This is a genomic window from Chitinophaga sp. sic0106, from assembly GCF_019219075.1.
In the GTDB taxonomy this organism is placed as follows: Bacteria; Bacteroidota; Bacteroidia; order Chitinophagales; family Chitinophagaceae; genus Chitinophaga.
On record NZ_JAHUWJ010000008.1, the window covers coordinates 281,604 to 302,685 of the forward strand.

A 21,082-nucleotide genomic window follows, 5' to 3' on the forward strand; every position below is an offset into this window, starting at 1 on the left:
CGAGGCCTCGTTTTCCGGGCCAAAAATAGAAATTAATGTGTTTGGGTGTACCATTCCACCGCAGCTTTCTCCGTCCTTTTCATGAAGGCATCTTTTGCCTCATTGTAATCGTTACCATCCTGCCATTCCTGCTTTACTAAATCGGCTTTCAGTTGCTGGTATTCCTCTCTCACCGCAGGGTGACTGCGCACATAATCCCGGAAGGCAATGTGGCGTGTCCAGTGGGGGGAAGTAACCGGAATAATGTGGATATGTGCCAGCCGGTAGTGATGGTCATGCATGATGTCCGGTATGCTATCTTCTTTATCGAACTGCAGGGGCAGCGATAAACGTTGAGGCGGCACTTTCAGTTTAATGAAGAAGCGACGGTAAGGCATATCCTCATTATATTTTGGATAATAGATGTAATTTCTGGCCATGAGCAGCTCAGGTGCTTTCTCCAGCTGAGATTCGTCCTGCAGGCCTACCAGGATGTCGATGACCGGTTTAGCAGAAAGGCCTGGAATGGAGGTGCTGCCAATATGGGCCACTACAGGACGTAAAGGACCGAGAATTTGCAGTAGTTCTTTTTCAAGGTTGCTGTAAGTCAGCTTCCATTCGTGATTATATGGCTCAAAAGGAAGTTTCATTGATATGTATTTTGAGTATAAAAAATACGTGGATTGAACCTGTATCGTACTTGATTGTTTAGAAACCTAACAACGTGTTTACTTCAAACCTCCCAATAATGAGAAGAATCCTAATGCTACTATTAGTGCTGGCTACCTGTTTTAATGCCAGCGCTCAAACCGGCGGTAAAAACGACATCGTAGTCAAAGCCAACGGAGATGTACTGACTGGCAAAGTAACTGAAATCAATGATGATGCCATCAAATTCATTCACTCCGGCGAATCGCTGGTGTACACGATTAAGAAATCGGATATTCTGAAGATCACTTATGCCAGTGGCAGGGTGGAGTCATTCAGTGCTCCGGCTGCTGCAACTGCCGCCGCTCCTTCGTCCGGCAATGCGCCCGCTCCAACCATGGTGACAGATCCTGCGGAACGGCGTAACAAAGTGGCGATCCTTCCTTTCGGCTTTATTGTCGATGGTCAGCCACAGGCCCAGGAGGTAAGCGATGAAATCCAGAATGAGGCTTATGCGCTGCTGAGCAAACATTCCGGTGTGTATAATATTTTGAGTCCGCGTGGGACTAACGTAAAGCTCGCGCAGGCAGGCATCACCAGGGATAAAATGATGAATTACACCATGGCGGACCTCTGTCAGATCCTGGGAGTAGAGTTTGTGGTGGATGGCCTGGTAACACAGAACCGGACTTCCCAAACCAGTACGGGTACTACCACTTACAACAATAAAGGTAACGACGATGATAAAAAGAAGAGCGGCGTGGCTACCAGTACCTCTACCAGTCAACAAAATTTCCAGACCAGGTTGGATCTGAAAATCTATAACGACAAAAGCGATATCATCTACAATCAAAACCGCCAGGCTTTCTGGAACACAGCTGATGCCTACAAAAATGTGCTGGAATACCTTGTTAAACGCTCCCCGCTTTATACCAAATAAGTTTATTTGACCAGCCGGTCAGCAATTCTGGCGGCAAATTGATCCATGTCCACATTAGCGGTATTGCTGAGGATAATGATTGTTGTTTTTGCCTCCAGTACATGAAATAACATGGCCTGCGCTCCCATAATGGAGCCGGGCCTTTTTATTATCGTGTAATCATGTCCGTTAATCGCATATTTTTTATACACCCATACCCCAAGGCCGTATTCGTCCAGGCCGGAATGGAACATTTGTTCCATGGTTGCCGGCTGCAGGAGCTTTCCGGAGAAGAGGGCGTTGGAGAATTTGGCAATGTCGTTTACCGTGGAATACATGGCGCCCGCTGCGTACCAGTTGTTGATGTAGGCGGGGAGATCATTGACGAGCGACTTCAAATCTTCCCGGTAGAAATAGGTATCAGCCAGGTTGTCAATGATTTTTTCCTGGGAGGCCATCCCGCTTTCCTGCATGCCAAGTGGCTGCAGGATGGCACTGTGTAACTGTTCTTCAAAAGTTTTCCTGGTAACGGCTTCAATGAGCTGCCCTAACACTATGTAATCCGCGTTATTATAGTCAAACTGCCTCCCTGGTGACCTTAACAGCGAATCACTGGCGTAAAGTGTGAGCATTTCCCTGTTGCTGTGCGGCAGCTGGTACTGCGGCATGCCGTTTTTCAGCACCGATTCCAGGGTAATGCCGGCATCCATATTCTTCATCCCGGAGGTCATATTCAGCAATTGCCGGATGGTGACCTGCCTGGCGGCAGGGCCTTTATAGTCAGGGAGGTAGGTGGAGATGCTGGTGTCGAGGCGGATGAGTCCGCGTTCATACAGCTGTAGTACCAAAACAGCAGTGAAAGCCTTGGTAATGCTGGCGATCTTATATTTTGTATTGGCCGTATTAGGGATATTAAAGGCCATATTAGCCAGTCCGAAGCTTTTACGATAAACGGGGCTGAATTCATTTTCCAGCAGAATAGTGCCGTTAAAATGGCCTTTTTCAGTGATGGAATCAATATAGCTGGCTGCAACGGGCAGCTGCGCATAGGCTTCAACTGAGCATAGCAGCCAGGCTGCCAGGAGGTAACGCTTCATATACCGGATTGTAACTATAGGAAGTTACAACGATTTCAGCAATATGTCCGTGAAGTGTTTTTATCTAAAAAAGGCGGTATTCTTTACATTTTTTGTCATAAACAAGCTTTTTTTTGTTCTGTTTGTTAAAAAATTGCGACTTTTGTTGAAATTATTTCATTTAATCAACTTAATTATTGAAGTTTGTATTGTATTTGATGATTTTTATAAGAAAATTTCAAATGAAATCAATGTATAGGTAAATAGATTTTATGCAATCAACCGCCAAAACATCCAAAAGTGCCTTGCTCGCCAAAGAAGAGCTGATTGCGAAGATTAAAGACTTCTTCGCCCTGCAACTATGCCAGCAACTCTCCCTCGTGAAAGTAACTGCGCCCCTGTTCGTGAAATCCGGAACCGGTTTGAACGATGACCTAAACGGTATCGAAAGACCCGTAAAATTTAATCTCAACGGCGTTAATACCCCCGTTGAAATCGTACAATCGCTCGCTAAATGGAAACGCATGCGTCTGCACGAACTGGAAATCCAGCCAGACAATGGTATCGTTACCGATATGCGCGCCATCCGGGCAGATGAAGTAATTTCCCCTATCCACAGTTTTTTTGTAGATCAGTGGGACTGGGAAAAACGCATCGGCCAGCAGGACAGATCCATCGCCTACCTGCAGCAAACCGTAAATGCCATCTATAGTGCTGTTAAAGCGACCAATGATATGCTCGCGGGTCAACAGGAGCAAGCGCTGGAACTGCCAGAAACCGTACACTTCATCCATAGCGAAGCACTGCTCGCCGCTTACCCTCATCTCTCTGCAAAAGAAAGAGAAAATGAAATCACCAGACAATACGGGGCCGTATTCATTATGGGCATAGGTGCTGCTCTTAGCAACAGCCAGGCTCACGACGACAGAGCCCCCGACTACGACGACTGGAGCACTACTAACGAAGATGGCTACACGGGACTAAACGGTGACCTCATCATCTGGAACCCCGCCCTCAACAGCGCACTGGAAATTTCATCCATGGGTATCCGCGTAGACGCCGCCGCCCTGAAAAAACAACTGTCTGTCAGAAACTGTGAGGAGCGCTCCCAGCTCGACTTCCACGCCAGCGTACTCAACAGTGCCTACCCGCTGTCGATGGGCGGCGGTATTGGGCAGTCGCGCCTGTGCATGCTCCTCCTTCAGCAAAAACATATCAAAGAAGTGCAGGCCAGCGTATGGCCGGAAGGCACTATCTGATTTTTTTAGGTACAACATGCGACTCCCCGTTGCCGGCATCGGTAACGGGGAGTTTTTATTTTACTTATCTTCACAGGCCCTCACTTTTTTATCACCCTAACTTATAACATGAATACCATCCGATTAACACTGTTAGTTTTGCTATGTCCATTGCTTACCCTCGCCCAGCGCTATGCAGACGGTCCGTATGTATTTTACCGGAACGATAGCATCCTGGTTAAAACCATCACTACCAGAGGCGATCTGGCAGCCGCTGAAACAAAGGTATACACGCAGCCGCCCCTGCCTGAACTGCCTGTCAGCGGGTTTTCCATCTCCCTGAAACAAAAAATTACCACACCCCCTAACGAAAGCCCCGCCGCCAGCAGGATGTTCATACTATCTGACATAGAAGGGGAATTTGAAGCCGGCAGAGACCTGCTGCTGGCCGCAGGCGTGATTGATCAACAGTTTAACTGGACCTTCGGCAATGGTAAACTCATCATCGCCGGCGACCTGTTTGACCGTGGAACCACCGTACTGCCCTGGCTTTGGCTGCTATACAGCCTTGAAGATAAAGCCGCTGCCGCGGGTGGTGCCGTACATGTGGTACTGGGGAATCATGATGTAATGCAACTGGCAGGCGACTTCCGCTATACCGATGCCCGTTATTTCAAATATGCCTGGCTCATGGGAAAAGAATTACGTCAGGTGTTTGCAACGGACTCCGAACTGGGCCGCTGGCTGCGCAGCAAGAATGTGATGGAAAAAATCGGTGACCTGCTCGTGATGCATGCCGGCGTATCTCCTGAGCTGATTGGAAAGCAATGGTCACTCCAACGCATCAACGAAAACTGCCGCCAATACCTGGGTGTACCCCGGAAACAAATTCCGGACTCGCTGCAAATGCTGTTTGATAGTCGCGGCCCTTTCTGGTACCGTGGCTACTTCCACGATCCTAAAGCAACTGCCGCTACGGTAGACAGCACGCTGTCTTTTTATAATGCCAAACATATCATTGTAGGGCATACCATCACGGACACCACCATTGTAACGCGTTTTGAAGGAAAGGTAATCGGCGTGGATGTGGACCAGCACGAAGGGCATCATCAGGGGCTGCTGATGGAGGGCGACCATTATGTGATCATTGACCGTAATGGTAGCAGAAAGGAGTTGGAGTAGCCATGCGGCTACTCCAAAGTTATCACTTCTTCCACACCGGTTTCTTCGGTGAAGGTTTGGTCATGTGAAATGAGTATCACCGTACCTTTATAATCCCGGAAGATTTTAGCCAGCATCCTGATATTTACCAGGTCGAGGTTATTTACCGGTTCATCCAGGAAGATGATATCGGGTGTTTTATTCTGCAATACCATGCAGCAGAGCGAAAGGCGAAGCATTTCACCACCACTGAGCACACTGCAGGGCTTTTCCCAGCTGTCGGGTTTAAACAGAAAGTTGGCCAGGGTAGTATGCACCTGGGCTTCTTCCAGTTTCCTTTCATTAAAGGAGAGTGCCTGCTCCAGCACTTTTTTACTGCGGTCGATGCCGGTATAATCCTGATCCAGCAATAGTTTGGAGCAAGGTGTGCGTTGTAAGGTGCCACTGGTAGGCTCCAGCTGATCCAGCAGTATTTTCAGCAAGGTAGATTTCCCCATGCCGTTTTTACCGGCAACGGCTATACGATTACCGCTGCGGATCGTGAATGTCAACGGTTTTGACCATAACGGCGGTTTGCCGGGCCAGGCAAAGTTGATATCATTGGCCTGGTACAGTACTTTTCCGGCAGGCATGGTCGCGTTGTCGAAAAAGCCTTTCATGATCTGTTGCATCTGGGTCATGGCAGCAACTTCCTGCAGGGAGCTGCGGAGGTCATTTACTTTTTCTGCGTGTACGCTTTTAAGCTTACCGGTGCTGCTTTCTGCGGCATTGCGCCGGGCGTTGAGCAGAATCTTCGGATCGGAGCTGTTGCGCACACTTTTCCTGGCCTGGGCATCGGCGTGTTGTTTCCTTTCCAGTGCTTCCTGTGCCTTCTTTTTGGCTTCTTTCAGTGCTTTGGTATGGAATTCCAGCTTATGTTCCTGTGCAGCTATTTCTATCTCTTTTTGTTCTTCATAGAGATCATAGTTACCGCCATATTCCAGGATGCCGGTGGCAGTAAGCTCCCAGATGGGCTCGCAGATGCGGAGCAGCTGGCGGTCGTGGCTGGTGAGCAGCACTGCGCAATTGGTACTGCTGATCCATTCACCCAGTTGATCGCGTGCAGCGGTGTCCAGGTGGTTGGTAGGTTCATCCAGCAATACAATATCTGGTTGAAGGATCTGAATGCCGGAGAGAAAGAGTTTAGTTTTCATGCCACCACTCAGTTCGCGGAGGGGCTGATCCAGCTGAAGGCCGGCAAGTCCCCAGTTGGCGAAGGCTTCCTCGCATCTGGCTACAATATCCCAGTTATGCTCCATGAGGTCATAGTGGGCCTGCTCCGTAGAGCCGTTTTCGATAGCCTGTAATGCGGCCAGTATAGGGGCAATCCCCAAAGCGGCTGCTACTGTAACGTCATCAAAGTGGCCATAGTGCTGCGGTACATAGTATAAGCTACCATTCACCTGCAGTATACCATTATATTCAGTAGTATTTCCGGCGATAATTTTCAGCAAGGTACTTTTACCGATACCATTTTTTCCAACGATAGCGGTTTTATCCCCTTTATTTACAGAGAAGGATACGGCTTCAAATAATACAGTGGCATCGGGTTTACGGTAGGAGATATTTTGAGCGTTAATAAGCATGTGGTTTGGTTTGCGGAATGAGAAAATGGGTACATGGTCCTGTAGTCGGATGTAAGTTTCATGTCAGTAAATTTTAGTTAAGAAAATTGAATTATAATAAAGCAGCACCGGGCGGCCTGCTGAATTAGCGTTGTGCTATTTGTATGGGAGAGTTATATCACATGTGGTGCAAAGGTAAGCATTTTGCTGAAAAATACTAGTTGTGCCATCGTTGGACGAGCATATTTTCCAGCAGATCGGTAAACGACCAGCCGATTTTCCTGGCTGCGAGGGCGGTAAGGCTATCCTGATCGTGGCGGTGGGGGCGGGCAGCACCGGTCATATTGGGTTTCATGTTAAGGTCGAACAGGAGGTAGTTGCCGGCCTGGTCCTGCCGGCAATCGATGCGGATGGGTGCCCGTAAACCAACCAGTCTGGCGGCTTCCACGCATTGCTGGTAAAGCTGTTGTACCTGCATGGAGGCTTCCTCATGATCGCTCAATACTACACTGTTGTTTATGACGGCAACGGTGCCATTATAAGGAGCAATCCCGTTTTGGTGATTAAATCTTCTTACGGCTGGCAGGCACCATGGATCTCGTTTAGCCACGTTTTTACCATGAATTTGGTAAGTGCCTGCGGGCATAACCGTAATAGTTATTTCATCTCCCGGTAAATAAGATTCCAGGTAAACAGCGGTGCCATAGCGGTCCGTTTGAAAAAGCTGATCCAGCACCGATTTATATTCAGCTTGCGTATGCACCAGTGTAACTCCATCGCTGCCACGCCCTCTGATAGGCTTAGCTACAGCGGGCAGCGGGAATTGCAGGGGATGTTGTTTGTAATCCTTGTAATGAATGAGGATGGCTTCGGGAATGGGCAGGCCATTATCTTTCAGGAGATGATTGGTGGTCCATTTATCGTCATAGAGTTCAGACAAAAGGGGGAGCTGGCCCACCACGGAAATGCCTCTGTTGAGATAAGTGGTCACAGGATGATCGGCATATAGTGTGGTATTAAGCCAGATACAATCAGCTCCTTTATCGATGGCATGCCTGATGCCGGCATCGGTATCGGGGAATACCCAATCCAGGTCTTTATCTATAAAAGGGTTGTCAGCCGGAGTGATAACAGGGGTATTGTTCTTTTTTAATGCGTAGGCGATGTCTGCGCCACTATCCGCGTACCCACCGGGTTTCATAGGTTTTACAATACCATCTTTGGCGGGTAGGGGATGGGCCTGGTATACGACTGCAACTTTTACGTTTTCGGTGTTCATATACTGATTAAAACAAAAATGCCGGCCAACAGTTTGTAGGCCGGCATTTTATTTTTTTAGGGAGAAATTATAGCTGCTGGTAGTCGGTGTAGCCGTTACCGTTAGACTACTACAATTCCCTGATCCATATATTCCTGAAGCTCAGCGGCTCGCTCTTATCACCATGCGCCTGTAATTTTATCGGAGACGCGCCATGTGCCTGGCTATAAGAAGGTTTTCCGATGTATTGGGTAGGTCCTTGCAGGGCAGTATTGTTTTGTACCAGTATGCCGTTAAAGAAAACGGTTACACGGGCAGGTGCTTGCAGGGAGCCGTCGCCATTGAATACCGGTGCGGTCCAGATTACATCATAGGTTTGCCATTCTCCTGGCGGGCGGGTAGGGTTAGCCAGTGGAATTACCTGTTTGTAGATACTGGCGGCCATACCGTTTACGTAGGTCTTGTTGTTGTAAGAGTCCAGTATTTGCAGTTCGTAACCGGCATCACCTTTGCCGATGGAGGCGAGGAATAGTCCGCTGTTACCGCGGCCCTGGCCGGTACCGGTAATGTTGGCTGGTACACGCCATTCCAGGTGAAGCTGGTAATTGGTGAAAGCGCGTTTGGTTTCGATGTTGCCTTTGGATTTGTTGACCGTCATAATACCTTTGGATACGTCCCATTCGGCAGTTTTGGTGCGGTCAGCAACAGATACCCATTCATTCAGGTTTTTACCGTCGAACAGGATGATCGCATCGGAAGGGGCACTTTCGAAAGTGATTTTTCCCGGTGTGACTACTTTGGGTGCGGGTTCCCAAACCTCAGTATCTTCTGGTTTGGCTTTCTCCTGGGCTTGTGCCATAAAAGTGCCGCTTGCAAGCAGCGCTGTGATTAGAATTCTTCTATTCATTTGTGGAAGTTTAGCAAATTTTAACTTGATATTTCTAGGATTATGCAGGGATCTTTGGCCCCGCAAAATCCGGGATAATAGTTATACTGTCATAGCATCATATACCACCACTTTTGCCCAGAGATGACTGTAGTTTTTTACAAATTCCAGGTGGATAGGATGTGTTTGATAGATGGCCTGGCCTTTAGGGTCATCAAAAAAGATCATTTCAGAAACATCCCAGGAAGCGTCTACCACGTCGCGTTTTTCCGTATCGGCAACGGTGCCTGCGTAAATTTTACGAATGGTTTCAATGCCTTTGAGGGTTTTTACCCCTTCAATCAGTTTATCCCGGTCTTGTTTGGAACCCGGATTTTTGAGCCAGAAGAAAACATGATGAATCAACGGCTTAGGGTTATCAGCTGTCGCCAACGGTCTGGCGGATGCAGTGGCCGCACCGGCACAAAGGGCGGCAGCGGTGCCCAGGAATTTTCTGCGGTTCGATTTGGACATAATATCTTATGGTTAATGGGTTGAAAATACACATCCCGTCGCATAAATCAAAGCAGTGGCCCGGGATATGGCTGTTCATAACACAGATTGCCGGTTTTATCCCATTTTGATGCCAGGAGAGGCAGCAATCCGTAATATTGCCTTAAATACTTAATCCTGCTATGAATCAGCAACAATTGCGAAAAATCGAATTCGGGGTGGCCACAGGAATTTTCCTCCTGGCACTCTTCAGTTTGCTGGGGCCATCCTTCATGGGCGACGGCCGTATTGACTTCCGCGATGGCTTTCGCGGTCGGTTCGACCGCTATCATCAGGTGTTTGATTACTACCTGCATGTGGTGCTGCCCCTTATGACCAAAATCACCTTTGTATACCTCTTTTTTATGTTTCTCAATTTCCTGGTTGTCCCCAAATTTCTGGAAAAAGAAAAATGGTTTACAGGAAGTTTACTGGTACTTGCTGGAGTACTGACATTGTTTGTTGCCCTTATGGTAGCCAATTCCTACCGCTATGGGTATATGTTAGGTCAATACCAGACTATACGTGGCGCACATACGCAGTTTGCTAAAATGGCGTTTTTGAACACTATCGTGTTTGTTATCCTCTATGTGTTTTACTATGCCATCAAAACCGCCTATGCACAATACCTGCACAAATGGGTGGTGGAAAAAGTCCTGCCCAACCAGGCAGCCAGAGAAATAGCCATAGGTACTATCCTGTGGCTGGCGCTTACCATCATTACCTATGGCCATGTGCGGTATTCCATCTTTTTCTTTGGTCCGGTAATGCTGGCCATCTATTACTTTACCGTTTACCGGATATTCCCTGAGTTCCAGGCAAATGGCCGTAAACCTAAGCTGTGGAGAGACCTGGTAGTTCTCGTGATTCTGTCTAACACGCTGATGGTAGTTATTGCGGCTATTTTTATCAATGGCAATGGCGATGTAGCAGTGATCCTTGGCTTGCTGAGTGCCCTGGCGAGTGTGGTAGCCACCATCCCTGTTTGCTGGCTCCTGTTCCGGGCCCGTCTGGAACAACAGAGCACTGTCATCGGTCTGCAAAAAGCGCTGGGTCGCTCCACTGCCGACCTGGATTTTTTACGCACCCAGATTAACCCCCATTTTCTGTTCAATGCGCTCAATACCCTCTATGGTACTGCCTTACAGGAACAAGCCAGCCGCACCAGCGAGGGTATTCAGAAGCTCGGAGATATGATGCGTTTTATGCTGCATGATAATACCTTAGAGAAAATTCCGTTAGATAAGGAGGTAGCTTATTTACAGAATTACATAGACTTACAGCGGCTGCGTGTGTTGCAATCTCCCGATATAAAAATTGAAGTCAATATCGACGAATCCAATTGCCATCACGAAATAGCCCCGATGCTGCTGATTCCTTTTGTGGAAAACGCATTCAAACACGGGATCAGCCTGCGCAACCGCTCCAGCATTGTAATTTCACTGAGTTGCAACGAAGGGGAAATATTCTTTGACGTATACAACAGCATACACCCAAAACCGGAAAATGATCCGGAACGTAACAGCCTGGGAATAGGACTGAACAACGTCAAAGAACGACTGGCTTTATTGTATCCCGGTTCGCATGAGCTGAGTATACGACAAACGGCTACCGGATTTTTTGTACACCTTACGATTAGCGTGAAAACACACAACGCCCAATGACCACTGTACCTGACAAAAAAATGAATTCGGAAAATCCCGAGCCCGACGCCATCACAAAGTTCTTGTGGTGGCTCGCTGCTGCCGACAGCAGCATCCTCAAAGAATGCAGAACAGAAAAGGAACGCTACCGCATCATCGGTATAGCCGTATTCGTTACCTGGATGTTTGCCACCATCGCCTGGGGTTATTTCTTTTCAACGATTGTAAATGATGACCTTATCGTACTGGCACTGGCGTTGTTTTTCGGCTTCGCCATTCTCAGCATCGACCGTACGCTGATCGCCGCTATGACCCGCAGCAATGGCAATACGAAGTGGCTGCCTGTCATATTCCGGCTCGTGCTGGCCATAACCATCGGCCTGTTTATATCCCAGCCGGTAGTATTAATGTTGTTTAAGAAAGACATCACCGCACAGCTGGAAATAAGCAAACAGGATAAGATAGATGCATACAAGGCTTCGCTGATAAAACAAAATGCCAGCCAGCAAACCACGCTTACCCGCGACCTGGAAAAACTCAATAACCAGATCACCCGTAAAGAAGCGGATAACAAAGGATATAAAGATGGCTATCTCGCTGAAACTGATGGTACGGGCGGTTCGGGCCGCATTGGTGAACAGGCCGTAGCCAGGGCCAAAAAAAGCGCCTGGCTGGCCTCCGAGGAGGAATTAGCCACCTTACGTAAACAACTGGCACCTGACCAGGAAGCGTTACAGTCGCAACTGGCGAACCTGCGCACCGGCGACAGCCTCAAAGTTGTAGCCTATACCGAAACGCTGACAGACGGATTTCTTGCACAAACGGAAGCGCTGCACGACCTCACCACCTCCCATCCGCCCCTGCAGCAACGGTACCGCCTGATCGTATTTATCATCACCCTCATCGAAATTATGCCCCTGCTCAGTAAACTGCTGATGCCACGCGGCGAGTATGACGAACGCCTGGCCGCCGCCACACAGGAAGCCATGACCGCCTCCCAGATGGAAGTGGAAAAAGGTAAGGAGCTGATGGAATATTATAAGGAACGCGCCGTAACGGCCGACAGGGAACTGATGGACTACCTGTTTGAAGAGAGCAACGCCATTCGCCGCGAACGTGCCGCAGATATGGTAAACCAGTGGCGCAACAATGCACATTCACCCATCAAAGAATTCTGGTTACAGGCCAAAAGATTATTTCTGGGCAGGATGATGTAATCATTATCTTGTTTTTAAGGTAAATAATTGTATTATGAAAATGACCGCCATTGCTATAGATGATGAACCGGTGGCACTTACGGTAATAAAAAACCATGCAGCCATGGTGCCTTTTATGGAAGTAAAAGGTTATTTCACCAATGCTTTTGAAGCCATGGACTTTCTGAGCAAAGAAAAAGTAGACCTCATCTTCCTCGATATAAAAATGCCGGATATTTCCGGGCTCGACTTCCTGGCCACCATGCCGGAGCCGCCTATGACGGTGTTTACCACCGCCTACTCGGAACATGCAGTAAAAAGTTTTGAGCTGGATGCCATCGACTATCTGCTCAAACCTTTTTCGCTGGCCAGGTTTATGAAAGCCTGTAATAAGGTCCATAACCTCTGGTTATTAAAGCAGAAAACCACGGTAGCCGTGCCCAAGGACGTACCCGAGTACATCTTTGTAAAGAGTGGTTATGAGCAGTTTAAAATTATCCTGGACGATATTCTTTACCTGGAAAGCGCCGGAAACTATGTAAACTTTGTACTCCGGGATAAGAAGGTTATCTCCCGGCTTTCCATGCAGGAAGCCATGGACCTGCTGCCGCTGCCGCTGTTTACCAGGGTACACCGGTCCTACATCGTAGCAAATAAAAAGATTGAAAGAGCCGATCGCACGGCCTTATACATTCAGCATCAGCCTATTCCGATAGGTGCCGCCTACGCAGAAGAAGTGGAGGAACTGTTGTTAAGAAGGTAATGTCGCAATTACCCCTGTTATTGTCTGATTGCCTCCCCATCGGAAACCTATAAGGGTACTACTTTTACATCAGGAAATAACACCTGATTAAATCACCTTCATACTTTCAGATATGACAACCTTAACTTCTTCCCGCATTGTAAAAAGAGACCGTATTGTATACTGGATCTTTACCACTTTATTTGTACTGCTGGATTCCGTACCGGCCATCTGGTTTAACAGTGAGCTGGCCCGCCAGGGTATTAAAGATATGGGCTTCCCTGCCTACTTTGGTGTAGAGCTGGGCATTGGTAAATTAATTGGTGGCATCCTGCTGATTTTACCAATGATACCTGCAAGATTCAAGGAATGGGCTTACGTAGGCTTTGGTATTTCCCTGATATCTGCGTTCATCGCTACCTTTGTTATGAAAGGGCCAATGTTTGCGCTGCCGCCGCTGGTAGGTATGGCGATATTGACGGTGTCTTATGTTTATTTTCATAAAACAGTTAAAGCGTAAATAGGATGTTAATGAAAACGTGAGACACCGTCTCACGTTTTTTATTAATCTAACTGTCGAATCTTATAACTTTCTTCATGTTCATCATCCAGTTTAAGAATTAAACTGTTGAAATTTTGGGATATTTCTTGTATTTCTAAAGGTCTGTCATGATCCCATAGGACAACAGGATAATCATAAGCTTCAGTTTTGCTGTTGGTATCAAAGCAAAGTGCTCCCCAGTCACTCCAATCGGCAAAGTGAATATACCCTTTGTCAACAAGGTATTCATGTGGCCAACCATCAAAAATCATTTTTTTGAGGTAGCTGCTCCATTTATTAACAGGATGCTCGCAAAAACTGGCCTCTGATATATATAACTCATAAAAGTGCTTATGTTGCAAAAAAGCTTTGTAGTCTTTAGGCAGCTTATACCCCAATTCTTCCTCGAATTGTTGTAGCTCGTCTTCGGTTATTTCGCTTTTAATTGGGAGCCATATTTGATATTCTTTTGTTGAATCCTGAATAGGACCTGCCATTTCGCTCTCAATTTTACCATATTGTATATTCGAGCCGGCCTCTATACATGCCTGTAAATAGAAGTCAATAATTTCCTGAATTTTTTGGTTCTTTATCATGAAAATCCTAATCTTAAAGGTTGCCGAGCAAATATTAATTGTGCAATAAAATTAATATATCATTCTCATACAGCTCAGAATACTTATGCACGAAGAAGGTGTAATTGCTGACTTTTAACATTAATGAAGATATCCTAACACTCATCAAAAAAAGCCTGCATCATTCTCATAAAAACGATATATTTAAACAAAACCACGTTATTATGAGCAATTCCAACAATCGCCGCGACTTCCTGCGCCAGATCGGCCTTTATTCGATGGGTCTCGGTATCTTACCTGCTTTCCTCGCAGCCTGTAACACAGGCCAGTCCACCAATGAAAAAGGCAAAGAGGGCAGCGCAACAGACAGTAGCGACATCGCCAAAGATGTGCATGAACTGTTCTTCAAAATATCGCTCGCTGAATGGTCTTTCCATAAATCATTGTTCGCCGGAAAGATGAACCACCTGGACTTCCCCGTGCGTGCTAAAAATGAATTCGATATTCACGCAGTGGAATATGTAAACCAGTTTTTCAAAGACAAGGCAAAGGATAAAACCTACCTGGGAGAAATGAAAAAACGCTGTGATGATAACGGCGTGAAAAGCGTGTTGATCATGTGTGATGGCGAAGGAGAGATGGGCGATAAGGATGCTAAAAAACGTTTACAGGCAGTAGAAAACCATTACAAATGGGTGGAGGCTGCACAGTTCCTCGGTTGTCATGCTATCCGCGTAAATGCAGCAGGGGAGGGAACACCGGAAGAGGTAGGTAAAGCAGCTGCTGAAGGATTAGCGAAGTTGTCCACTTTTGCAAAAGATTTTAACATCAATGTAATCGTTGAAAATCATGGTGGTAACTCTTCCAACGGTAAATGGCTGAGCAATGTGATGAAAACGGTGAACCTGCCCAATTGCGGTACCCTGCCCGATTTCGGTAACTTCTGTATAGAAAGAACCAAACCAGAAGCCAATACCCCGGAAGCATGGGCCAAAACAAAATGCCTCCAGGAATACGACCGCTACGAAGGTATACAGGAACTGATGCCTTTCGCAAAAGGTGTAAGCGCCAAATCCTACGATTTCAAAGATGATGGTAGTGAAATTACCATGGACTTTTCACGCATCATGAAGATAGTGAAAGACGCCGGCTATACCGGACAGGTAGGTATCGAATACGAAGGCAGCAACCTGTCCGAAGAAGACGGTATCCGTAAAACAAAAGAGCTGTTGGTGAAAGTTGGTTCGGCCTTAAGCTGATAAAGATATATCAGCGCATAACCTTTCTTTCCTTTTTTGTGAAAAGAAGGCTTGCGTATGTACGGGGAAAAAGCGGCGGCAGCCGCTTTTTCCCTTTTAATTTTGCAAAAGCGAACAACCATGTATCGAAACCGAACATATGTTTATTTTTAAAAATGCATTTTGGTTTGACAGCCAGACTGCACCAATTAGGGCATTGCTTTGGAAGTCCTCCCTTCAACAATTAAAGTTATGCTGAAGAACTACTTTAAAATAGCCTGGCGAAACCTGCTGAAAAATAAGACATATGGCTTGTTGAATGTGCTGGGCCTGTCGTTAAGCATAGGCGCTGCCATTCTGATCATTACGCTGGTGAAATTCCACCTGGCTTTTGATACCTTCCATCATACCCCTGACCGTATTTACCGGATTGTAACGGAGCAACACCGCGATAAAATAGCGTATACTTCCAGTACGCCTCCTCCATTAGGCAATGCCTTCCGGAAGGATTACAGCTATGCAGAAAGTGTAGCACGGGTGGTGAACGCAGATCCTGCCCTGATCACTATTCAGGAAGGTAATGAAGTGAAAAAATTTAAGGAGGATGACCTGTATTTTGCAGAGCCTGAATACCTGCAGATATTCAACTTTCCGCTACTAGCCGGCAGCGCCACGCTGCGTGAACCCAACACGGCGGTTATAACGGAAAAGACTGCACGAAAATATTTTGGTAATACCAACCCCATTAACAAGACTTTTAGCTACAACAACCTGGCAAACATACGGATTACAGGGGTGTTAAAAGATATCCCGCCGGCATCGGACCAGCAGCCGGGTGTGTTATTGTCGTGGCCAACGGTGAAACTATATGATGACTTTTTCGCGAATGAGGATGCCTGGGGAGGCATTACCTCCGACCTTTCCACCTTCACCCGCCTGCGCCCTGGCGTAAGCCCGGGCGAGGTAGAAAAGGAACTGGCCGGATATGTAAAACGTTATCGCCCCAATAACAAAAATGTACATCACTATAAGTTACAGCCGCTGAGCGATGTACACTATAATGCCCGCTATGGTGGCAGCATGGAGCGGAAAAATTTGCTTATTCTTTCGCTGATTGCAGTGTTCCTGCTGTTTACGGCCTGCGTAAATTTTATCAACCTTGCCACCGCCCAGGCAGTCAGCAGAAGTAAAGAGGTGGGTATACGAAAAGCATTGGGTGGCCAGCGCAGTAGCCTGTTTTGGCAGTTCATTGCTGAAACGGCCGTTATAACGTTTACGTCTACACTGATAGCGATTGTGATTTCGTGGTTGCTGCTGCCGGCAGTAAATAATTATTTCAATACCAACCTTACCTATATACTGTTTACAGAGCCGCAAATGGGCGCCATGCTCGCCCTGGTTGTTGTACTGGTTACTTTCCTGGCGGGTGCCTACCCCGGACTCATCCTCTCAGGATTTAAGCCTGTGGCGGCGCTGAAAGGGAAGGTGAGCCCTGCTCAGCTGGGCGGTTTTAATACACGCCGCAGTTTGATTACTGTGCAGTTTACTATCTCCCTGGTATTAATTATTGTTATGCTGGTGATTACCCGGCAAATGCAATATACGCAGCAGTTCGATCTTGGGTTTAACAAAGATGCAGTGGTAATGGTGCCGGTAGGTACCGATCAGCCAAACCTCAGCCGGAAAACGCTTGCACACCAGCTGGAAAATATTTCCGGTGTAGAACATGTTAGCCTTTGCTACACCGCACCAAGCGCCAATGCCTCCTGGAATACAAATATTTACTTTGATCACCGCGATGAAAGTGAACTGTTTCGGGTAAACATTAAGGCGGTGGATGAAAACTACCTGCCTACTTTCGGACTTAAACTCGCTGCTGGCCGTAATCTGTTACGTGCTGATTCCGCCCGGGAAATGCTGATCAATGAAACGGCTGTGCGAAAACTAGGCCTTGCCTCACCGGAAGAAGCATTGAACAAACTGATCTCCTTTGACGGTGGGCAATATAAACTTACCGTGGTGGGAGTCGTATCCGATTTTCATAACGGATCGCTCCACAATGAGATTGAGCCGATTGGCATGGCGATTTTGCCGGATCATTATCAACAGTACGCGATCAAAACGAGCATGGCCGGACTGCCCACCACCCTTGCTGCTATTGAAAAAGCCTGGACGGACATGTATCCTGAAAAAATTTACGAATACCATTTTCTGGACGATAGTATCGCTGATTTTTACTACACAGAACAGGCAATGTTACGGATAGTGAAAATATTTTCCGTCATTTCCATCTTCATTGCCTGCCTGGGATTGTATGGGCTGGTATCGTTTATGGTAGTGCAAAAACGCAAGGAAATCGGTATCCGGAAAGTGCTGGGTGGAAGTGTAACCGGCATACTGTGGTTGTTTGGGAAAGAATTTGCACGCCTGATTCTGCTGGCATTTCTGATAGCCGGGCCGTTAGGCTGGTGGCTGATGAACAGCTGGTTGAAAGATTTCAGGTACCACATTACCCTGGGGCCGGGCGTGTTTCTGGCAGCTATTGCTGGTACGATGATCATAGCGGCACTGACAGTTGGCATGCAAAGTGCCCGCGCCGCCATGATGAATCCGATTAAAAGTTTGAAGAGCGAATAGCTACTTCACACCAAATTGCTTTTTCAGGAATGCGATCGCGTGGGCATAAGCCTCCCTGGTCGCATTGCTGTCGTATATAGGATTGCTGGGATTGGCAAAGCCATGGTCCGCATCGTAAGTATAAACGGTGAGGGATTTACCGGCAGCAGCCATGTTCTTTTTGAATTCGGCCACCACCTGGGGATTAATCCCTTTGTCTTTATTGGCAAAAAATCCAAGTACAGGTGCATGCAAGGTTTTGAGTTTCTCCACGTCTTTTTCCGGCATCCCATAGTACATCACATCGCCTATGTTTTGCTTGCCGTTGATCAGGCCGGATTGCAGCGATAAGCCGCCGCCAAAGCACCAGCCCAGGGTTGCAATTTTAGCACCTGGTCCTGCATATTTCAGGGCACCTTCCATAATGGCCTGCAGGCGTGCCCGGGGTGTTGCCTGCATCAGCTTTCCGGCTTCGGCAGCTTCGGTAGCTGTTTTGCCGTCGTACATATCCAGTGCGAGCACGTTTACTTTGCCTCCCAGGTCGTTGTACAGCTTCTCTGATTCCTTTTTGATATAGTCGTTCAGTCCCCACCATTCCTGGTATACAAAAAGGTAAAGGTTGGAAGCCGATTTGGCTTTAAACAGGAAGCCTGCGGCGTCTTTCCCGTCGGTGGCGGGGAAGGTAACACCCTGGCCTTCAACCCCTGCGTATGTGTAGGGGAGCGGATTGGCATGCTGCATCACGAAATTGCCGGAATTGGCAAGGCCGGCGAAGTCTGTGATGGCATCGGAATGGCAGCAGCTGGCCGTTTGGGCCTGCACATTGCCTGCAACAGTAAATAGGGTAATTGCGAGGAGTAACTTTTTCATGACAGATATATTTGACAAGAAATTACAACATTCTGCCGGATCAAAACTTGATTTCTACTTTATTACCGTCGGTTTTATAGCTAAAGCCCTGCTCCTTGCCCAACGCGTCCAGCACTTGTTGCAGGGTGGCTTTTACAAATAGTTTGGTCACCGGCGTAGTTTTGGAAGCATCGCCCTGTACGGTTATCTCTACCCCGTACCAGTCCTCCAGGGTGCGCCACATGAGCAGTCCCTGGGCATTGGTGAGTTGCAGACTGTCAGCCAGCCAGCTTTCAGCATCCTGTGGGTTGTATGTTTCCTTTTCCATCAGGTCTATTTCCTTGTTTGCCAGGATCATGTTGCCACGTTCCAGGATTTCCGGCTGGTTATCTGTTTCGGAGTGATAGCTTTTGGAGACTTTAATCTTTCCGGTGAGCAGGTGCACGGTAGCACCCTGCTGGCTCGTAAAGCAACGCATACGGAACGACGTACCAAGGACTTCCGCCGTGAGCTTGTCGGCCACCACTGTAAACACGGTTGGTGCTGCCGTAACGGTAAACCATGCATCCCCGTCGAGCAATACCTGGCGTTTTTCCTGACCGTAATTATCCGGCACCAGCAGGAGGGTATTGGAATTCAGAATTACTACCGAGCTGTCGGGCAGCGTAATGCTTTTGCGGGCTCCCATATCTCCCTGATAAGAGGTATAGTGAATCCCAGGGGCTTGCATAGTAAGGATGGAAACAGGCTTTTTTTCAGCAGGCGGCGGAGTAGTATGGCAGGCAACGGCCGTGAATAAGGCTACAGGTAACAGGAACTTAAAATAGTTGGTATCATTTTTAAATAGCATATTCCGGGAATTTTGTATGCAAACGAAAAATCTTAAAAGTAATCAAAATTAGCAGCAGTGGGAAACCGGACTTTTCCAATTTCTATGAAGCAAAAGACAATATCTGTTAATCCGGATAAAAAGATGTTTCCCTGAGCCAATGTTTTTTGGCTGAATTAACCGACCACCCTAACTTTGCGGGCCATGGAAAAGCAGCTACCTTTATCTTTTGATAATACGGCTATTGCATTTGAGGCAAAAACCGACAAGGCTTTAAGTAAGGCCAACTTTCTCTTCAGTAATATCGGCAAGCCCTGGTTGGTGAAACTGGGCGCCACCTTTACTCCCATCGCATTCAAGCTGCGGTTACCGATCAAAGGAATCATTAAAAGCACCATTTTTTCCCAGTTCTGTGGTGGCGAGACCCTGGAAGAGGCTGCACATACAGCTTTGCAACTCGGTAACTACCATGTGGGCGTAGCGCTGGACTACGGTGTAGAGGCCATGGAAGGCGAAGAAAACTATGATAATGCCGTTCCGGAATTTATCCGCGCAATTCAGTACGCTGCTTCCCGCCCTGATATTCCATTTATTGCCATTAAAATTACTGGTTTTGCACGTTTTGGCCTCCTGGAAAAAATGCATAGCAAAGCCGCACTTACCAGCGAGGAGCAACAGGAATTTGCCCGGGTACGCAAACGCGTACACGCCATTGCAGAAGCTGCTGCCAAAAGTAACGTAGGTATCCTGGTAGATGCAGAGGAATCCTGGATTCAGCAACCGGTAGATGACCTCACCGACGAGATGATGGCACTGTTCAATAAAAAGAAGGTGATCATTTTCAATACTTTCCAGCTGTACCGTCACGACAGGCTCGAATTCCTGAAAGTATCGCTGGATAAAGCGGTAAAAGAAGGATACCTGCTCGGTGCAAAACTGGTACGCGGTGCCTACATGGAAAAAGAAAACAAACGCGCTGCTGAAATGGGCTATCCCACACCGATACAGCCCAGCAAAGCAGCTACGGATAAGGATTATAACGAAGCGGTTACCTTCTGCCTCGAAAACCTGGATAAACTGGGGCTGTTCATCGGCACCCATAATGAGGACAGTTGCATGCTGGCTGCCCGCCTCCTGCATGAAAAAGAATTGCCGCACAACCACGCGCATATCAGCTTCAGCCAGCTGCTGGGGATGAGCGATAATATCACGTTTAACCTGGCCCACGCTGGCTATAACGTCTCCAAATACCTCCCTTACGGACCAGTAAAAGACGTAATGCCATACCTGATACGCCGTGCCCAGGAAAATACTTCCATCGCAGGTCAGATGGGCCGCGAGCTCGGACTGATCAGAAAAGAAATGAAGCGCAGAGGTATGTAGTGCCTGCTGTTTACATGATATATAAAAAAGAGGGACCGCAAGTCTAGTCATGGTCGGAAGAAATTTCTTCCGACCATTTTCTTTTATATATTTTCTTTTGATTTTTTAACAAGATACTGACAACCATTTATTTATGATTACATATCACTATTTTAGTGATTGATGTATCA

19 protein-coding genes are annotated in these 21,082 nt (G+C 47.3%); 10 read left to right on the plus strand and 9 right to left on the minus strand.

Annotated features, from left to right (window positions below):
* Positions 1-32: 32 nt before the first annotated feature.
* Positions 33-629 carry a GrpB family protein gene (locus KW844_RS14780; protein WP_218377555.1) on the minus strand — a complete coding sequence of 199 codons (597 nt, stop codon included), beginning with the start codon at positions 627-629 and terminating at the stop codon, positions 33-35.
* A 98-nt stretch (positions 630-727) separates the two neighbouring features.
* Between KW844_RS14780 and KW844_RS14785 the strand changes: the two genes are divergently transcribed.
* Positions 728-1,567: a hypothetical protein gene (locus KW844_RS14785; RefSeq protein ID WP_218377556.1), complete on the plus strand. Its 840-nt coding sequence runs from the start codon at positions 728-730 to the stop codon at positions 1,565-1,567.
* Between the two features lie 2 nt (positions 1,568-1,569).
* Here KW844_RS14785 and KW844_RS14790 read toward each other — a convergent pair whose 3' ends face one another.
* On the minus strand, positions 1,570-2,643 hold the full coding sequence (locus KW844_RS14790) for a serine hydrolase (RefSeq protein WP_218377557.1): 1,074 nt from the start codon (positions 2,641-2,643) through the stop codon (positions 1,570-1,572).
* A gap of 251 nt (positions 2,644-2,894) precedes the next feature.
* On the opposite strand from KW844_RS14790, the gene asnA reads away from it, so the two are divergent.
* Together asnA and KW844_RS14800 are read left to right on the plus strand one after the other, a co-directional pair.
* Positions 2,895-3,881 carry an aspartate--ammonia ligase gene (gene asnA, locus KW844_RS14795; protein ID WP_218377558.1) on the plus strand — a complete coding sequence of 329 codons (987 nt, stop codon included), beginning with the start codon at positions 2,895-2,897 and terminating at the stop codon, positions 3,879-3,881.
* Positions 3,882-3,989: 108 nt separating this feature from the next.
* Complete coding sequence (locus KW844_RS14800) at positions 3,990-5,042, plus strand: metallophosphoesterase (protein ID WP_218377559.1); 1,053 nt, start codon at positions 3,990-3,992, stop codon at positions 5,040-5,042.
* Positions 5,043-5,050: 8 nt separating this feature from the next.
* On the opposite strand, the gene KW844_RS14805 is transcribed toward KW844_RS14800, so the two are convergent.
* The 4 genes from KW844_RS14805 to KW844_RS14820 all read right to left on the minus strand — a co-directional run bounded on the left by KW844_RS14805 (position 5,051) and on the right by KW844_RS14820 (position 9,282).
* Complete coding sequence (locus tag KW844_RS14805; protein WP_218377560.1) at positions 5,051-6,646, minus strand: ABC-F family ATP-binding cassette domain-containing protein; 1,596 nt, start codon at positions 6,644-6,646, stop codon at positions 5,051-5,053.
* A 196-nt stretch (positions 6,647-6,842) separates the two neighbouring features.
* Positions 6,843-7,904, minus strand: coding sequence for an ATP-grasp domain-containing protein (locus tag KW844_RS14810; protein WP_218377561.1), 1,062 nt, complete (start codon positions 7,902-7,904; stop codon positions 6,843-6,845).
* A gap of 109 nt (positions 7,905-8,013) precedes the next feature.
* Positions 8,014-8,790, minus strand: coding sequence for a DUF1080 domain-containing protein (locus tag KW844_RS14815; protein WP_218377562.1), 777 nt, complete (start codon positions 8,788-8,790; stop codon positions 8,014-8,016).
* An 81-nt stretch (positions 8,791-8,871) separates the two neighbouring features.
* A complete protein-coding gene (locus KW844_RS14820; protein WP_218377563.1) occupies positions 8,872-9,282 on the minus strand; it encodes a Dabb family protein in 411 nt (136 codons plus the stop codon).
* Between the two features lie 161 nt (positions 9,283-9,443).
* Between KW844_RS14820 and KW844_RS14825 the strand changes: the two genes are divergently transcribed.
* The 4 genes from KW844_RS14825 to KW844_RS14840 all read left to right on the plus strand — a co-directional run bounded on the left by KW844_RS14825 (position 9,444) and on the right by KW844_RS14840 (position 13,401).
* Positions 9,444-10,964 carry a sensor histidine kinase gene (locus tag KW844_RS14825; RefSeq protein ID WP_218377564.1) on the plus strand — a complete coding sequence of 507 codons (1,521 nt, stop codon included), beginning with the start codon at positions 9,444-9,446 and terminating at the stop codon, positions 10,962-10,964.
* On the plus strand, positions 10,961-12,160 hold the full coding sequence (locus KW844_RS14830; RefSeq protein WP_218377565.1) for a DUF4407 domain-containing protein: 1,200 nt from the start codon (positions 10,961-10,963) through the stop codon (positions 12,158-12,160). The genes KW844_RS14825 and KW844_RS14830 overlap by 4 nt, the downstream gene beginning before the upstream one ends.
* A 34-nt stretch (positions 12,161-12,194) precedes the next feature.
* Positions 12,195-12,902 (plus strand): LytTR family DNA-binding domain-containing protein, encoded by a 708-nt coding sequence (locus KW844_RS14835; protein WP_255578449.1) that lies wholly within the window; start codon positions 12,195-12,197, stop codon positions 12,900-12,902.
* Between the two features lie 112 nt (positions 12,903-13,014).
* Positions 13,015-13,401 (plus strand): DoxX family protein, encoded by a 387-nt coding sequence (locus KW844_RS14840; RefSeq protein ID WP_218377566.1) that lies wholly within the window; start codon positions 13,015-13,017, stop codon positions 13,399-13,401.
* A 44-nt stretch (positions 13,402-13,445) separates the two neighbouring features.
* On the opposite strand, the gene KW844_RS14845 is transcribed toward KW844_RS14840, so the two are convergent.
* Positions 13,446-14,018: an SMI1/KNR4 family protein gene (locus KW844_RS14845; RefSeq protein WP_218377567.1), complete on the minus strand. Its 573-nt coding sequence runs from the start codon at positions 14,016-14,018 to the stop codon at positions 13,446-13,448.
* A gap of 203 nt (positions 14,019-14,221) precedes the next feature.
* Here KW844_RS14845 and KW844_RS14850 point away from each other — a divergent pair, with 203 nt between their 5' ends.
* Both KW844_RS14850 and KW844_RS14855 read left to right on the plus strand, forming a co-directional pair.
* On the plus strand, positions 14,222-15,256 hold the full coding sequence (locus KW844_RS14850) for a sugar phosphate isomerase/epimerase (protein ID WP_218377568.1): 1,035 nt from the start codon (positions 14,222-14,224) through the stop codon (positions 15,254-15,256).
* A gap of 231 nt (positions 15,257-15,487) precedes the next feature.
* Positions 15,488-17,872 carry an ABC transporter permease gene (locus KW844_RS14855; protein ID WP_218377569.1) on the plus strand — a complete coding sequence of 795 codons (2,385 nt, stop codon included), beginning with the start codon at positions 15,488-15,490 and terminating at the stop codon, positions 17,870-17,872.
* Here the strand turns inward: KW844_RS14855 and KW844_RS14860 are convergent, their stop codons facing one another.
* Both KW844_RS14860 and KW844_RS14865 read right to left on the minus strand, forming a co-directional pair.
* A complete protein-coding gene (locus tag KW844_RS14860) occupies positions 17,873-18,721 on the minus strand; it encodes a dienelactone hydrolase family protein (protein ID WP_218377570.1) in 849 nt (282 codons plus the stop codon).
* Between the two features lie 40 nt (positions 18,722-18,761).
* Entirely contained in the window at positions 18,762-19,550 is a 789-nt protein-coding gene (locus KW844_RS14865) for a FecR family protein (RefSeq protein WP_218377571.1), read from the minus strand.
* Between the two features lie 183 nt (positions 19,551-19,733).
* Between KW844_RS14865 and KW844_RS14870 the strand changes: the two genes are divergently transcribed.
* Positions 19,734-20,912 carry a proline dehydrogenase family protein gene (locus tag KW844_RS14870; RefSeq protein ID WP_218377572.1) on the plus strand — a complete coding sequence of 393 codons (1,179 nt, stop codon included), beginning with the start codon at positions 19,734-19,736 and terminating at the stop codon, positions 20,910-20,912.
* Positions 20,913-21,082 lie beyond the last annotated feature (170 nt).

Bases quoted from the DNA above. Each gene is read 5' to 3' on its own strand.
- KW844_RS14780 (WP_218377555.1), bottom strand. From the start codon at position 629: ATGAAACTTCCTTTTGAGCCATATAATCACGAATGGAAGCTGACTTAC.
- KW844_RS14785 (WP_218377556.1), top strand. From the start codon at position 728: ATGAGAAGAATCCTAATGCTACTATTAGTGCTGGCTACCTGTTTTAAT.
- KW844_RS14790 (WP_218377557.1), bottom strand. From the start codon at position 2,643: ATGAAGCGTTACCTCCTGGCAGCCTGGCTGCTATGCTCAGTTGAAGCC.
- asnA (WP_218377558.1), top strand. From the start codon at position 2,895: ATGCAATCAACCGCCAAAACATCCAAAAGTGCCTTGCTCGCCAAAGAA.
- KW844_RS14800 (WP_218377559.1), top strand. From the start codon at position 3,990: ATGAATACCATCCGATTAACACTGTTAGTTTTGCTATGTCCATTGCTT.
- KW844_RS14805 (WP_218377560.1), bottom strand. From the start codon at position 6,646: ATGCTTATTAACGCTCAAAATATCTCCTACCGTAAACCCGATGCCACT.
- KW844_RS14810 (WP_218377561.1), bottom strand. From the start codon at position 7,904: ATGAACACCGAAAACGTAAAAGTTGCAGTCGTATACCAGGCCCATCCC.
- KW844_RS14815 (WP_218377562.1), bottom strand. From the start codon at position 8,790: ATGAATAGAAGAATTCTAATCACAGCGCTGCTTGCAAGCGGCACTTTT.
- KW844_RS14820 (WP_218377563.1), bottom strand. From the start codon at position 9,282: ATGTCCAAATCGAACCGCAGAAAATTCCTGGGCACCGCTGCCGCCCTT.
- KW844_RS14825 (WP_218377564.1), top strand. From the start codon at position 9,444: ATGAATCAGCAACAATTGCGAAAAATCGAATTCGGGGTGGCCACAGGA.
- KW844_RS14830 (WP_218377565.1), top strand. From the start codon at position 10,961: ATGACCACTGTACCTGACAAAAAAATGAATTCGGAAAATCCCGAGCCC.
- KW844_RS14835 (WP_255578449.1), top strand. From the start codon at position 12,195: ATGAAAATGACCGCCATTGCTATAGATGATGAACCGGTGGCACTTACG.
- KW844_RS14840 (WP_218377566.1), top strand. From the start codon at position 13,015: ATGACAACCTTAACTTCTTCCCGCATTGTAAAAAGAGACCGTATTGTA.
- KW844_RS14845 (WP_218377567.1), bottom strand. From the start codon at position 14,018: ATGATAAAGAACCAAAAAATTCAGGAAATTATTGACTTCTATTTACAG.
- KW844_RS14850 (WP_218377568.1), top strand. From the start codon at position 14,222: ATGAGCAATTCCAACAATCGCCGCGACTTCCTGCGCCAGATCGGCCTT.
- KW844_RS14855 (WP_218377569.1), top strand. From the start codon at position 15,488: ATGCTGAAGAACTACTTTAAAATAGCCTGGCGAAACCTGCTGAAAAAT.
- KW844_RS14860 (WP_218377570.1), bottom strand. From the start codon at position 18,721: ATGAAAAAGTTACTCCTCGCAATTACCCTATTTACTGTTGCAGGCAAT.
- KW844_RS14865 (WP_218377571.1), bottom strand. From the start codon at position 19,550: ATGCTATTTAAAAATGATACCAACTATTTTAAGTTCCTGTTACCTGTA.
- KW844_RS14870 (WP_218377572.1), top strand. From the start codon at position 19,734: ATGGAAAAGCAGCTACCTTTATCTTTTGATAATACGGCTATTGCATTT.